Consider the following 12,693-nt stretch of genomic DNA (forward strand, 5'->3'; position numbering starts at 1 on the left):
AACTCTCCAACCGCCGCCCGCGAACGAGCCCTCATGTCTGCGCAACAAATGGCCACACTCAGCTCCATGGCGATCACCCGGCAGATCGTCTCCATCGTTTTCTATACCTTCATCGCATTTCTGTGCATCGGCTTGCCGATCGCCGTGCTGCCCGGTTACGTCCATGAACAACTTGGGTTCAGTGCCGTGGTGGCCGGGCTGACCATCGGTTCGCAATACCTCGCGACCCTGCTCAGCCGCCCCATGGCGGGACGCATGTCGGACAGCATCGGCACCAAGCGCGCGATCATTTATGGCCTGATAGGGATTGTTCTAAGTGGCGGGCTCACGCTGATCTCTACCTTGCTGCAAAGCTTGCCGCTGCTGAGTCTGCTGATTTTGATCGGCGGCCGCTTATTGCTGGGCATCGCCCAAGGTTTGATCGGGGTCGGCACCATCAGTTGGTGCATGGGCCAGGTCGGCGTGGAGCATACCGCCCGCTCGATTTCCTGGAATGGCATAGCGTCTTATGGCGCCATCGCCATTGGCGCACCGCTGGGGGTGGTGATGGTCGGTGAGCTGGGCTTTACCAGTCTGGGCATCGCCCTGTCGCTGTTGGCACTGGCAGCCTTGCTGATGATTCGCAACAAACCCTCGGTTCCCGTCATTCGCGGCGAGCGCCTGCCCTTCTGGGCCGTGTTTGGCCGCATTGCCCCGTTTGGCGCCAGCCTGAGTCTGGCATCGATCGGCTATGGCACCTTGACCACCTTTATTACGCTCTTCTATGTCAGCCGCGGCTGGACCGGTGCCGCGTACTGCCTGACGGTATTCGGGATGTGTTTTATTCTGTCGCGTCTGCTGTTTATCTCCAGCATCAGCCGGTTCGGTGGTTTCACAGCGGCGATTGCCTGTATGTGCATCGAAACCGTGGGGCTGGTATTGCTCTGGCTTGCGCCATCGACAGGCGTTGCCTTGATGGGCGCCGGGATGACCGGATTCGGTTTGTCGCTGGTCTACCCAGCCTTGGGCGTCGAGGCGATCAAGCAGGTACCCAACACCAGTCGCGGTGCGGGGCTGAGTGCTTATGCGGTGTTTTTCGATCTGGCGCTGGCGATTGCCGGGCCATTGATGGGCGCCGTGGCGCTGAACCTGGGGTACTCGTGGATCTTCTTCTGCGCAGCACTGCTTTCGATGACGGGGCTGGGTCTGACCCTGTTATTGAAGTACCGATCCGTGTAGGAACAACTATTGATCGGCGGTCTGCAACCCTGCCCTGCTTGGCTTGCCCAGCTCATGGGAAAAGAAGCGGCCGGCTTCAGAGATCAAGTTGCGGTGAATGTCTTCGCGGTCGACGCCGACAGCGTCGGTACACAAGGCCGGCATCGCCACCAGTTGCTCCTCTGTACAGGGCGCCATGAACACAAAGTGCCCGGCACCGGCCAGCAGCTTGAAATCCGGAGCAGTCGGCAGTTTTCGCGCCAGCGCAGCAGCGTTTTTATCGATAGCCACCAGTTTGTCGCCATCACCGCTATAAAGCAGCACCGGCACATGCACCCCGGACAGCGTATTACGACCGAACTTCAGGCTCAGCGGGGCCATCAGTAACAATGCATGAACCCTCGGGTCAGCGACTGGCCGCAAGTCATCGCGATCGACGATCAATTCGCCCTGGGTGTTACAGGCGTCGTTGTCGTCGGGGCGCTCCTGGCAATAACGGCGCAGGCGATCCAGATCCGGCGTGGCACCGGACAGGATCAATGCGGTTTCGCCGCCGGCCGAATAGCCAATCACGCCGACCTGGTCGGCATTGACGAACGGCGACAGCATCGGATCAGCCAGTGTTGCGGTGATCGCTTCGGAAATCTGGATCGGCCGGCCATACAGATTGCTCAATGTGCCGAGGCGACTGTGATCCTTGTAGTTGTCACCGGGGTGTATCACTGCTACCACCACAAAACCTTTGCGCGCCAGCGACGTGGCCAGATCATGCAAAGCCAGCGGGGTCCCGGTATTGCCGTGGGACAGCATCAGCATCGGAAACCGGCCAATCGCAATTTTGGCATCTTTGGAGGCTTCGATCTTATACCCCTCAACCTTGCTTGAATGCTCTATGCCGGTCGATGGGTAGAAGGCAATCGCCCGCATTGGCTGCAAATCCAGCGGATCGAGAAAGCTCATCTCATGGAAGCCGACGCTCCAATGAGGGTGCGGCGCAGGTGCGGCTTGCACTGTATTCAGGCTGCTGAGCAGGCAGATCAGTAACACTGCACAAAGACGCATCATGGGATGCCCTACCTTTGCTGCGTAATTAGAAAGCCCGTTTTTTGCTGCCAGCCCTTACAGCCAAGGCTTTGTGCCAGTCCTGGCCACTTCTGAGGCATGCACAGCGCGGGGTCGGTAACCCATGAGTGCATAACCCGGGCCAAAACCTGAAACGTCAAAAACAAAAAACTCCGTACCCTGACCATCTACTGATGGGCAGGGTACAGAGTTTAGTGGGTATTACCTGAGCTATTTACTTTTTTACACTAGTTTTACGCAGCGGCGAACAACTGCTCGCTGATTTGCACCTGGGCATCGCTCATGGCTTTAACGCGGACTTCGTCACCGTAGGCCAGGCCGTGGGCACGGACGAACTCGATGTCAGTGATGCCCATGAAGCCGAGCATGACTTTCAAGTACTCTTCGTGGCCGACGCCGGTAGCCTGGCCGACGTGCATACCGCCGGAAGTCGAAACCACGACGACTTTCTTGTTACCGCACAGGCCTTCAGGACCGGCTTCGGTATAACGGAAGGTCTGGCCGGCAACTGCGATGCGGTCGATCCAGGCTTTCAATTGGGTTGGAATGGTGAAGTTGTACATTGGCGCGGCGATGACTACGGCATCAGCCGCGAGGAATTCGGCCAGGGTCGAAGCACTCAGCTGCGCTTCGTGCTGCTGTGCAGCATCGCGCAGTTCAGCGGTGGTGCCGGCGGCAACCAGAGTGGCGGCGGAGAAGTGGCTGATCGCGTCGCTTGCCAGGTCACGGTAAGTCACCACAGCTGCCGGCTCTGCGGCTTGCCAGGCGTGAACGACGCTGCGGCTGAGCTGACGGGAAGCCGAGTTGTCGCCCAGGATGCTCGAATCAATATGCAAGAGTTTCATGTGGGATCTCCAAGTGAGGATCGCCACCGGGCGATCAAGTGAGGACAATCCTACAGATGAAACCAATGGCTGATTAGTCGACAATAATGCGATAGTTCGTCCCACTGATAGAACAATCGAGTCCTGACCATGCAAGACCTGAATGACCTCTACTATTTCGCCAAGGTCGTGGAAGCCGGCGGTTTCGCCGCCGCAGGGCGCTTGCTGGGCATTCCAAAGTCGCGTCTGTCCCGGCGCATTGCCGAGTTGGAGGAGCGACTCAACGCCCGCCTGCTGCAGCGCACCACACGCCAATTGAAGTTGACCGCCGTCGGTGAGCGTTACCTGCGGCACTGCCAAGCCATGCTACTGGAAGCGGAAATGGCCGACGAAGCAGTCGCCAGCATGTCCAGCGAACCTCGCGGACGCCTGCGGGTATCGTGCCCGGTTGGCCTGGCCCATGAGTTTCTACCCTCGGTGATCAGCACTTTTCTGGAGAAATTCCCCCAGGTTCAGCTTGAGATGACGTTACTCAACCGCCGCGTTGACCTGGTGACCGAAGGCATCGATGTCGCCTTGAGAGTGCGAGAAATCGGGGATGAAGATCCACTGCTGGTCACCCGCCGTCTGCGCCAGGCCCAAATGGTGATGATTGCAAGCCCGGCCTTTCTGCGCGAACGGGAAATCAACAGTCCTGAGGACTTGAAAAACGTCCCGGTGCTGGGCGCGCTGGAGGCCGACCGCATGGTGCATTTGCGCATGCTGGATAAGCACGGAAAAATCTGTGAGTTGACCCTTGAAGCGCGCTTGGGCATCGATGATTTTATTGTGCGCAAAGCCAGCACGCTGGCAGGTTTGGGCTTCACTATCCTGCCGATGATGTATTGCGAGCAGGAGCTGGAAAACGGCCAGCTGGTGCAGCTACTGCCCGATTGGTCGTTGCCTGGCGGATGGCTGCTGGCGGTCTACCCTCATCGACGCGGCCTGCTGCCTGCGGTGCGTGCCTGGATTGATCATCTGACCGATTCGTTCAAAAGCTGCGGAGATCGACTGCTATGAAAGCCAGGCCCATGACTGAAGAAGATGTGGCGCACTTCTGCCTGGCACTGCCCGGTGCCAGGGAAGATTACAAATGGGGTGGTGTGCGGGTGTTCTCGATTGCCGGGAACAAGATGTTTGCGCTGCAGAACCTGCGGGGTGCGTCACTGGCCTTCAAGGTCGATAAAGAGCTGTTTCTCGGCCATGTCGACCGCCCGGGCATTCATCCTGCGCCTTATCTGGCACGGGCGCAGTGGATCATCATGGAAACGCCCTACCCGCTGGCCACCGAAGAACTGCAAGGCTTGCTGCAACGCTCCCATCAATTGGTGGTCAGCAAGTTGCCCAAGCGCATGCAGATCGGCTTACAGCTATAGGGAAAACAGCCTGGCGCCAAGGAACAACCGGTCGACCCAGAACACCTGGTGCAGCAGGACGATCGCCCAGAACACCAGCTGATACGAGACCTTGCGCGTCTTGTGCCGAAAAAACTGTTGAGCCAACAAAGCCCCTGGCCAGCCACCGGCCAGTTCCAGGGCATGCAGGACGTTTTCCGGAGTTCGCCAACTGTCGGCGCGGGCCTTGCGCTTGTCACTCCAGTACAGGAAAAACGCCAGTACGCTCACAACTCCATAGGCTGCCAAGGGAATCAAAGAGACACCCCGCAGCCACAGGAGCACCGAGCCCAAGACCGGCAGCGCGCACAACACCAGGAACACCAGCCCTTTGAATCGCGGGTTTTGAATGGCAACCCCGGGCTTTGGCCCGGAGTTGCCACGCGGCCGAAGCTCGATCACGGTTTGGCAGCCGCCCAGTCGACCCAGCCAAACTGCCAGGTGGCGAGAATCAGCAGGCCAAAGGCAATTCGATACCAGGCAAATGCCGCGTAGCTGTGGCTGGCAATGAACTTGAGCAGCCCCTTGACCGCAATCATCGCGAAGATGAACGCGGTAACGAAGCCAATGGCGAAGACTGGAAAGTCATCGGGCTGGAATAAATGACGGTATTTGTAGCCCGAGTACACCGCCGCACCGACCATGGTCGGCATTGCCAGAAAGAATGAAAACTCCGTGGCGGTTTTGCGCGACAGGCCAAACAGCAAGCCACCGATGATGGTCGAGCCGGAGCGGGAGGTACCGGGAATCATCGCCAGACACTGGGCAAAGCCGACTTTCAACGCGTCTTTCCAGGTGATTTCGTCGACGCTTTCGGCATGCACTTCATGTTGACGTTGCTCGGCCCAGAGCATGATGATCCCGCCCACCACCAACGCTGTAGCGACGGTAATCGGGTTAAAGAGGTAATGGTGAATCAGGTTGGCGAAAATCACCCCCAACACCACGGCCGGCATAAAGGCAATCAGCAGATTGACGGTAAATCGTTGGGCATTGCGTTGTGTCGGCAACCCGAGAACAACATCCAGGATCTTGCGGCGAAACTCCCAGACCACAGCCAGTATCGCCCCGAGCTGGATGATGATGTTGAAGGCCATGGCCCTTTCCCCACCAAAATTCAGCAAGTCCGCGACAATAATCTGGTGCCCGGTACTGGAAATGGGCAAGAACTCTGTGAGCCCTTCTACAACTCCTAAAATCAATGCCTGAGTGGCGGTCCAAAGATCCATCTATCCCCCATGAAGCCATGCCCCAGGCATGCCTCGTTAATATATTTCATAGCGTACAGTGCGATAGCGCAGCTGAATTCCTGCGCGCACAAGATCAACAAAAACCGTAAAAAAGCTTGAAAAAACAAGCCGTATTCAGGTTTTTCATGCGCGGCCGAAATGCTACCAGACATACCCGATTAACGCTGTAGCCTTAGTACACTTGGGTAACGTTGGCTCCCAAAGCATTCCGGGATGCTGGCGGGCATTTATGACAAGAAAAAGAATACGCCGTGACGGGTTATCAAAAGCGGGTGCTCAATGCGGCCATTGATGTGGCCCGGGCCGTTGAGCAAGGCTCCGATCTTTGCGCAAATACCCCGATCACGCTGATTAACGCGTCAGGCCACTCTCTGGTTACAATCGCCCCCCCTCTTCGACTACCCCAAGGAAACCGCATGTCCGGGCTTGAACTGTTTGCCGCCGCGCTCGGTGTAATTGCCGTCTGGCTGACAGTCAAACAGAACCCCTGGTGCTGGCCGATCGGCCTGGTCATGGTGCTGCTCTACAGCTGGATCTTCTTTGAGGTGAAACTGTATTCGGACATGCTCCTGCAAGTGATCTATGCCGCGTTGCAGCTCTATGGCTGGTGGCAATGGACTCGCGCGGGCGAGGCTCGGCAGGGACGGCCAGTCAGTCAACTGGACACTCCATCGATGCTGCTTGGCCTTGCTGTCGGTGCAGTCGGCAGTCTACTGCTGGGGGCCGCCATGGCCTACTGGACGGATGCGGCTCAGCCATGGCTGGACGCCGCGCTGACCGGATTCAGCCTGGTCGCACAACTGTGGATGGCGCAGAAGCGCGTGCAGTGCTGGCCACTGTGGATTGCGGTGGATGTGATTTTCGTTGGTCTGTTCGTCTACAAGGGCCTGTACCTGACAGCCGCGCTCTATGGCCTGTTTACCCTGCTGGCCGTGCAAGGCTGGCGGGAATGGCGCGCTGCTCCGGCGTTGCGCGCATGAAAGTACTGGTCTTGAGCGGCCCGGAATCCAGCGGCAAGAGTTGGCTGGCCGCCGAGTTGCAAGCCCGTTTCGGCGGGTTGCTGGTGGGCGAGTACGTGCGGCGCTTTATCGAAAAGGAGGCCCGCGAAACCTGCTACGAGGATATTTCGGTGATTGCACTTGGCCAGCTACGGTGGGAGGACAGGGCTCGCGCCAGACAACCATCGCTGTTGATCCTCGACACCCACCTGCTGAGCAACATGCTCTGGAGCCATGCGCTGTTCGGTGACTGCCCGGCCTGGATCGAAGAAGCCTTGCTGGCGCGGCACTACGATCTGCACCTGCTGCTCAGCCCGGAGGCGGTCGTCTGGACTGACGACGGTCAACGCTGTCAGCCGGATCTTGCCGATCGCCAGGCATTTTTCCAGGCCAGTCGCGATTGGCTCGACCGGCACCAGCAGACTTACCAGATGCTGCGTGGCGACTGGGCACAGCGCAGGCGCGATGCATTCGAGGCGGTTAATCGGCTGCTGGGCGCCTGACTTCAGCACGCCCCGCCCGGCAAAATGTCCACTCCTGAAACACCCTCCTCCCGACAAATCCGCCAAATGAAGCGGCTCAAGCCTGGCGGGGGGCAAAGTGTTAATCAACGGAAACAGTCAATCCACACAGTCCATGATGAGCAATGGCGGACAGATAAACGGCACCATGCCCGGCCATCTGTCTCAGCGTCGTTACAACAAATTTTGACTCCTGCCACAAAGAATCACAACCCACTGTTTTAACTATAAAAATAAAAGGCGGCACACCTTCTGCTCTCTTCCTCGCAACGCTGAGAAGGGCCAGCGCACTTTAAGAAGGAGTTGCCGTCGTGGGGAATATTGATAAAGGCATTTTTCACCTCCTGCTGATCGGATGTGCATTGGGTTCGAGTATCAGTCTGCCTGTCCAGGCCGGCGATGGGGTCATCGTCGTGCAGCGGGAGGTCCAACCGCGCTCCGCGACTCGTCCCCCCCTGGTTCCCGACCCTAACCCCCTGACCGTCAATGCCAACCCGTCCAGGCAAGTCATCAGTGCAACGAACGAATTGACGGACGGCGACTTTGCCGGCATCAGCAGCGGCGCAGGCATCACCGGAATGATCGCTCAAGGCACCGGCACGCTGCGCGGCAACATCAACGATCAGACACAGCTGCCCGGCGTGTCCGCTGGACATTCCCCAGGTTCCGGCAACGGCATTGCCAACAGGATCAACGGAACCATCCAGCAAGGCCTGGGCGGTCTGAAAATGATATCGGGAGACCGTTGAAATGAATCGCACTCTGCTGATTCTGGCCATGTTTTGCAGTGCGCCGACCTTTGCCCAACCTCCTGCCGTCGATACTGCCACCATCGAAAACTCCGGCAGTCAGTACCAGGGCAACTTCTCGGTCAACCAGGCTGCCGGCGATCAGCAACAACAGGCCAACGCCCGAGCCATCGCCATTGACACCGACGCCAGCGCCACCACGCAGATTCGCCAACGGTTGCGTACTCATGTCGATCCCAGGATCGATGCCCAGTCAACCATTAAAGGCAACTCCTTCAGTAACGGCAATGGCGTACTGGGGGTCAACCAGAGCTCGGGCGCCAGTAACCAGCAAGCCAACGCCCTGCGGATAAGCATCAGTGCTACGCCGCAAAGTATCGACGACAGCGTCCTCATGCAACAGAACGTGGCACTGCTCAACAACTCCGATTCAACTGATCTTACTTCTGGCCATCGCCAGGTCGCTACCAGCGACCAGGCCTTCACCGGTAGCCGTGGGGTGATCCAGTTGAATCAGAGCGCCGGGGTGGGAAACCGAACGGCCAACACCCTGAGCGTACGGGTCGCGGACTGACCCAAACAGGTAAGAACAACACTTAACCTAAAAATAAAGTACGGAGAATCAGCATGAAAGCTTCAATGGCAATCAAACCTCTGGTTTTCGCAATCGCTGCGGTCATGGCTGTTGCTGTACAAGCTGCAGATCCACAACCAAATCCAAAAGACACCACCGACGCCGGCGCCACCGCGAAAGCCTGGGATACACAAACCAGCACTGGCAACTCCATCCTCAATCAAGGGACTAAAAACAAAGCCGAGATAAACAACTCGGTCAAGGGCGCCTCTGGTAACGTGGGCGTCAACGTTGCAGCAGGCGACGGCAACCAACAAGACAATGCTGCCGCCATTGCCAGCGGCGATGGCTCGTTTGTCTTCGGTACTGCGTCGGCAACCTCTTCTGTCAAGCAATTCGGCAACAACAACCTGGTCGATAACTTCTCCAGCACAAGCAGCGCCGATATGAGCGGCTCAGCCAATGGCGGCAGCGGCAACATGGGTATCAACATGGCTGCTGGCGACCTTAACCAACAGAAAAACACCATGGCGATCGCTGTGTCTGGCGGCAAGCACGCTGACGCAAGCGCAACCGCCGATCAGCAAAGCCCTGGCCTGGAAGTGAATAACAAAGCCGATCGGACGTTCCGCAAGGATACGCTGTCGTCTACCAACTCATCCAGCGGGCATTCCTCTTCCAGTAATTCATCCAGTTTGCACGTTGAGAAGCACGTTGATAAGCGCTTTGAGAAGGACGTTGATAAGAAAGTTACTGTGAAAGCTGATGTGAAAGTTGATGTGGACGCTGCCAAGACCGTTACTAAGGATGATGGCCGTCACGAGCGCCGCAGTGTGACTTTCGACGCATCGATCAAGGCAAAGGTCGACGCATCGGTCGAAAAATCGTTCGACAAAAAGGTCCACGAAAAGGTCGACAATTCGTTCGACAAATCGCGCGAATTCAGTGAGACCAGTTCTTTTGATTTGAGCAACACCGTGTCTTGGCAAGTGCTGACCCCAACTGGCTGGGCAAACCCTGTGACCAACACTGCTACCCTGAGCGGTTCGGTTAATGGCAGCAGTGGCAACCTGGGCGTCAACGTGGCTGCCGGTGTTGGCAACCAACAAAGCAACTCGCTGTCCATTGCAGCCGGTTGCAAAACTTGCCTGTAAGCTAATTTCCAGGGTCTGGAGGGTCCCCTTCGGGGGGCCTTTCCTCACTACTACGCGAAGGCATCCGACCATGCGCATTTTCGCCCTAGCGCTCCTGCTTTGTCTGGCTGGCCTGAGCGAAGCAGGACAAATGCCGCTTTCCGTCTTGCCAGGTGGAACGGTCGTTTTCAAACCGATCCAGAGCGTACGTGAGCGCAAATTCGCCGACCTGGTCCAACAGAAAACCGACTTCAGTTGTGGCGCAGCTTCCCTGGCGACCATATTGCGCCAGGCCTATTGGCTGGACGTGAATGAAGAACAAATCATCGAAGGCATGCTGGCTCACTCCGACCAGGATCTGGTCCGCGTCCAGGGCTTCTCCATGCTCGACATGAAGCATTACGTGGAAAGTATCGGCATGCGGGCCCGTGGTTACCGGGTATCGCCGGAAGGTCTGACCAGTGTCGCCATTCCGGTCATCGTGCTCATGGACATCCGCGGCTACAAGCACTTTGTAGTCATGCAAAAAGCGGAGAAAGACTGGGTGTATATCGGTGATCCGGTACTCGGTCACAAACGCTTCAAGTTCGACGACTTTGTCAAAGGCTGGAACGGCATCATCTTCGCCGTCATAGGCCAGGGCTACGACAAGACCAACGTCTTGCGCGAACCACCTATGCCACTGACCGCCAAGAGCCGCATCAACACCTTCAGCCCGGTGCAGGACGCAGAGTTGATGGATTTCGGATTCATCCAGAGCGACTTCTTCTAATGGCAAGGGAGCACGAAGCTCCGGGAGCATCCAATGAAGACTCCATACTGGCTGGCCGTCGCCTGCCTGGCCGCCAGCCTGCCGACCCAGGCACAAGCGTTCAAACCGATTGAACTCAAGGATCAGGAGTTGGCGACCCTTCGCGGCCGGTATGTCATGCCGGGCCGGATCATCAGTTTCGGGATTGTCATGACTAGCACCTGGCAAAATGCCAGCGGTGAAGTGATCGGGGCAACCTCCTCGATGCAGATTCAAGAATCGACCATCAAGCCGCAGTTCTATGTGTCGATAATCGACAAAAAAGGTGATGGCTCGGCGCCCTTACAAGGGGCCGGCAATGTCAGCGGCGGCGGCGGCCTCAGCACCACCCAGGGTGTAACCCAGGTCGTGCGCGCCGCCGGCGACTACAACAGCGCGTACAACAATGTCGACATCAACGTCAAAGAAGCCAACCAGGCACCACAAATGGATACCCAAGGCCAGCCATTGACCGCCGGCACGACCCTGTCCGCCTCCAACGGTGCCGGGACCTTCAGTATGTCGTCGAGTGGCGCGGGCGTGCAGTTGAACATCCAGGCCAACAACAATCAGGGCAGTTCCATGCAACGTATTGCCCAGGGCGGCCTGATGCAGAACGCGACCTTGCTCGGCGGCAGAAACCAGGTGAACAACCTGACGTCCCTCAATGTCGTCCTGCGCAACAACCTGCCGACAGCCGGGGCGCTGGACTGCAGTCTGGACCAACTAAAAGGCCTACGCACTCTGGGATACTGATCTACGCTCAGTCTCATAAAAATGTAGTCAGAAGGGACGGCTAACCCATGCACCGATCGTTTTCGTTAAAAGCAGTCGTTTGTTTGAGTACCCTGGTCCCGGCCACATTGTTGCAAGCAGCACCGGACCCCCAGGTAGAAGCCCTAAAACAAGAACTCACGGAGCTGAAAACACGTTACGAAGCACAACAGAAGGCGCTGATGGTACTTGAACAGCGCGTTAAGCAAGTCGAAGAAACACCTGCAACACCTGTCCCCAAACGCCTGACAAAATCCCCGGCCGAACAGACCAGAGGTGGTCAGGCGGTGGCCACCGGTGCACCTGGAACCACGGGCAGCTCCTACGGGCAGTCGCTCAAGGAAGATTCGGCACCGGCACAAAGCGTTTCCAACCTCTACGACGAAGCCAGCGGTTTCTTCGGCGGGGGCAAGTTCAGTGTCGAAACCGGCCTGACCTACACCCACTACGATACCCGGCAGCTGGTTCTAAACGGCTTTCTGGCACTGGACTCGATTTTTCTCGGCAACATCAACATCGACAAGATCAAGGCCGACAACTGGACCCTGGACCTGACAGCCCGCTACAACCTGGCGCAACGCTGGCAATTCGACGTCAACGTCCCGGTCGTCTATCGCGAATCGACGTACTCTTCTGGTGGTGCAGGAGGCGCAGCACCGGTCTCATCCGAAGCCACCGTTACCCGCGATCCGACCATAGGCGATGTCAACTTTGGTATTGCCTACAAATTCCTCGATGAATCGGTCAACCTGCCCGATGCGGTCGTCACTCTGCGAGTCAAGGCGCCGACGGGTAAAGATCCGTTCGGAATCAAGCTGGTCAATGACCCGAACAACGACAATTTGTCGGTACCTCAGTCACTCCCTACCGGCAACGGTGTCTGGTCGATTACCCCGGGTATCGCGCTGGTCAAGACCTACGACCCTGCCGTGCTCTTCGGCAGCCTGGCCTATACCTACAACAAGCAGGATTCATTCAGCGATATCAGCCCCACTATAAATACCAAGGTCCCGGGAGACGTGAAACTGGGCGATTACTGGCAGGTCGGCGCCGGCATTGCGTTTGCCTTGAACGAGAAGATGAGTATGTCGTTTTCGTTTTCCGACCAATTCGCCCACAAAAGCAAAGTCAGACCGGACGGCCAGGGCTGGTCAACAATCCCGGACAGCGACTACAACGCTGCCAACTTCAACGTCGGCCTGACCCTGGCGGCAACCGACAAACTGACGATAGTCCCCAACCTCGCCATCGGCTTGACCCAGGACGCACCGGCCTTCTCCTTCAGCCTGAAATTCCCGTACTACTTTTAACGGCCACTCAAACGACAAAGCCCGCTTCGGCGGGCTTTGTCGTTTGAAGCTTGAACG

General features: G+C 57.5%; 15 protein-coding genes. 11 read left to right on the plus strand and 4 right to left on the minus strand.

Annotation, left to right across the window (positions count from 1 at the left end; genetic code table 11):
- The first annotated feature begins 33 nt into the window (after nucleotides 1–33).
- Nucleotides 34–1,218: an MFS transporter gene (locus AC07VR_RS07455; RefSeq protein WP_495010878.1), complete on the plus strand. Its 1,185-nt coding sequence runs from the start codon at nucleotides 34–36 to the stop codon at nucleotides 1,216–1,218.
- A 6-nt stretch (nucleotides 1,219–1,224) separates the two neighbouring features.
- Here AC07VR_RS07455 and AC07VR_RS07460 read toward each other — a convergent pair whose 3' ends face one another.
- Together AC07VR_RS07460 and AC07VR_RS07465 are read right to left on the minus strand one after the other, a co-directional pair.
- Nucleotides 1,225–2,262, minus strand: coding sequence for an alpha/beta hydrolase family protein (locus tag AC07VR_RS07460; protein ID WP_494995298.1), 1,038 nt, complete (start codon nucleotides 2,260–2,262; stop codon nucleotides 1,225–1,227).
- 251 nt (nucleotides 2,263–2,513) lie between these two features.
- The gene (locus AC07VR_RS07465; RefSeq protein WP_494995297.1) at nucleotides 2,514–3,125 is read right to left on the minus strand and encodes an FMN-dependent NADH-azoreductase; all 612 of its coding nucleotides are present in this window, start codon (nucleotides 3,123–3,125) and stop codon (nucleotides 2,514–2,516) included.
- A 129-nt stretch (nucleotides 3,126–3,254) separates the two neighbouring features.
- Between AC07VR_RS07465 and AC07VR_RS07470 the strand changes: the two genes are divergently transcribed.
- Complete coding sequence (locus tag AC07VR_RS07470) at nucleotides 3,255–4,163, plus strand: LysR substrate-binding domain-containing protein (protein WP_494995296.1); 909 nt, start codon at nucleotides 3,255–3,257, stop codon at nucleotides 4,161–4,163.
- Nucleotides 4,160–4,519 carry an MmcQ/YjbR family DNA-binding protein gene (locus AC07VR_RS07475; protein WP_494995295.1) on the plus strand — a complete coding sequence of 120 codons (360 nt, stop codon included), beginning with the start codon at nucleotides 4,160–4,162 and terminating at the stop codon, nucleotides 4,517–4,519. The genes AC07VR_RS07470 and AC07VR_RS07475 overlap by 4 nt, the downstream gene beginning before the upstream one ends.
- On the opposite strand, the gene AC07VR_RS07480 is transcribed toward AC07VR_RS07475, so the two are convergent.
- Together AC07VR_RS07480 and AC07VR_RS07485 are read right to left on the minus strand one after the other, a co-directional pair.
- The gene (locus AC07VR_RS07480; RefSeq protein ID WP_495010879.1) at nucleotides 4,514–4,939 is read right to left on the minus strand and encodes a DUF1294 domain-containing protein; all 426 of its coding nucleotides are present in this window, start codon (nucleotides 4,937–4,939) and stop codon (nucleotides 4,514–4,516) included. The two genes, AC07VR_RS07475 and AC07VR_RS07480, sit on opposite strands and share 6 nt — an antisense overlap.
- Nucleotides 4,936–5,766, minus strand: a complete 831-nt coding sequence (locus tag AC07VR_RS07485; RefSeq protein WP_494995293.1) for an undecaprenyl-diphosphate phosphatase — start codon at nucleotides 5,764–5,766, stop codon at nucleotides 4,936–4,938. The genes AC07VR_RS07480 and AC07VR_RS07485 overlap by 4 nt, the downstream gene beginning before the upstream one ends.
- A gap of 437 nt (nucleotides 5,767–6,203) precedes the next feature.
- Here AC07VR_RS07485 and pnuC point away from each other — a divergent pair, with 437 nt between their 5' ends.
- The 8 genes from pnuC to fapF all read left to right on the plus strand — a co-directional run bounded on the left by pnuC (nucleotide 6,204) and on the right by fapF (nucleotide 12,636).
- Nucleotides 6,204–6,767, plus strand: a complete 564-nt coding sequence (pnuC, locus tag AC07VR_RS07490; protein ID WP_494995292.1) for a nicotinamide riboside transporter PnuC — start codon at nucleotides 6,204–6,206, stop codon at nucleotides 6,765–6,767.
- Nucleotides 6,764–7,288, plus strand: coding sequence for an AAA family ATPase (locus AC07VR_RS07495; protein ID WP_494995291.1), 525 nt, complete (start codon nucleotides 6,764–6,766; stop codon nucleotides 7,286–7,288). Before pnuC ends, AC07VR_RS07495 begins: the two co-directional genes overlap by 4 nt.
- A 329-nt stretch (nucleotides 7,289–7,617) precedes the next feature.
- A complete protein-coding gene (gene fapA, locus AC07VR_RS07500; RefSeq protein ID WP_495010880.1) occupies nucleotides 7,618–8,055 on the plus strand; it encodes a functional amyloid chaperone FapA in 438 nt (145 codons plus the stop codon).
- Nucleotide 8,056: 1 nt separating this feature from the next.
- On the plus strand, nucleotides 8,057–8,629 hold the full coding sequence (gene fapB / locus AC07VR_RS07505; RefSeq protein ID WP_495010881.1) for a fibril amyloid subunit FapB: 573 nt from the start codon (nucleotides 8,057–8,059) through the stop codon (nucleotides 8,627–8,629).
- A gap of 53 nt (nucleotides 8,630–8,682) precedes the next feature.
- The gene (gene fapC / locus AC07VR_RS07510) at nucleotides 8,683–9,783 is read left to right on the plus strand and encodes an amyloid-like fimbrin subunit FapC (RefSeq protein ID WP_495010882.1); all 1,101 of its coding nucleotides are present in this window, start codon (nucleotides 8,683–8,685) and stop codon (nucleotides 9,781–9,783) included.
- A 70-nt stretch (nucleotides 9,784–9,853) separates the two neighbouring features.
- On the plus strand, nucleotides 9,854–10,534 hold the full coding sequence (gene fapD / locus AC07VR_RS07515) for a fibril amyloid maturation endopeptidase FapD (protein WP_495010883.1): 681 nt from the start codon (nucleotides 9,854–9,856) through the stop codon (nucleotides 10,532–10,534).
- A 33-nt stretch (nucleotides 10,535–10,567) separates the two neighbouring features.
- On the plus strand, nucleotides 10,568–11,308 hold the full coding sequence (fapE, locus tag AC07VR_RS07520; protein WP_495010884.1) for a fibril amyloid subunit FapE: 741 nt from the start codon (nucleotides 10,568–10,570) through the stop codon (nucleotides 11,306–11,308).
- A 47-nt stretch (nucleotides 11,309–11,355) separates the two neighbouring features.
- Nucleotides 11,356–12,636 (plus strand): fibril amyloid transporter FapF, encoded by a 1,281-nt coding sequence (gene fapF / locus AC07VR_RS07525; protein ID WP_495010885.1) that lies wholly within the window; start codon nucleotides 11,356–11,358, stop codon nucleotides 12,634–12,636.
- Nucleotides 12,637–12,693 lie beyond the last annotated feature (57 nt).

It is taken from the genome of Pseudomonas sp. GW821-FHT02H09 (assembly GCF_059421425.1).

Bases quoted from the DNA above. Each gene is read 5' to 3' on its own strand.
- AC07VR_RS07455 (WP_495010878.1), top strand. From the start codon at position 34: ATGTCTGCGCAACAAATGGCCACACTCAGCTCCATGGCGATCACCCGG.
- AC07VR_RS07460 (WP_494995298.1), bottom strand. From the start codon at position 2,262: ATGATGCGTCTTTGTGCAGTGTTACTGATCTGCCTGCTCAGCAGCCTG.
- AC07VR_RS07465 (WP_494995297.1), bottom strand. From the start codon at position 3,125: ATGAAACTCTTGCATATTGATTCGAGCATCCTGGGCGACAACTCGGCT.
- AC07VR_RS07470 (WP_494995296.1), top strand. From the start codon at position 3,255: ATGCAAGACCTGAATGACCTCTACTATTTCGCCAAGGTCGTGGAAGCC.
- AC07VR_RS07475 (WP_494995295.1), top strand. From the start codon at position 4,160: ATGAAAGCCAGGCCCATGACTGAAGAAGATGTGGCGCACTTCTGCCTG.
- AC07VR_RS07485 (WP_494995293.1), bottom strand. From the start codon at position 5,766: ATGGATCTTTGGACCGCCACTCAGGCATTGATTTTAGGAGTTGTAGAA.
- pnuC (WP_494995292.1), top strand. From the start codon at position 6,204: ATGTCCGGGCTTGAACTGTTTGCCGCCGCGCTCGGTGTAATTGCCGTC.
- AC07VR_RS07495 (WP_494995291.1), top strand. From the start codon at position 6,764: ATGAAAGTACTGGTCTTGAGCGGCCCGGAATCCAGCGGCAAGAGTTGG.
- fapB (WP_495010881.1), top strand. From the start codon at position 8,057: ATGAATCGCACTCTGCTGATTCTGGCCATGTTTTGCAGTGCGCCGACC.
- fapC (WP_495010882.1), top strand. From the start codon at position 8,683: ATGAAAGCTTCAATGGCAATCAAACCTCTGGTTTTCGCAATCGCTGCG.
- fapD (WP_495010883.1), top strand. From the start codon at position 9,854: ATGCGCATTTTCGCCCTAGCGCTCCTGCTTTGTCTGGCTGGCCTGAGC.
- fapE (WP_495010884.1), top strand. From the start codon at position 10,568: ATGAAGACTCCATACTGGCTGGCCGTCGCCTGCCTGGCCGCCAGCCTG.
- fapF (WP_495010885.1), top strand. From the start codon at position 11,356: ATGCACCGATCGTTTTCGTTAAAAGCAGTCGTTTGTTTGAGTACCCTG.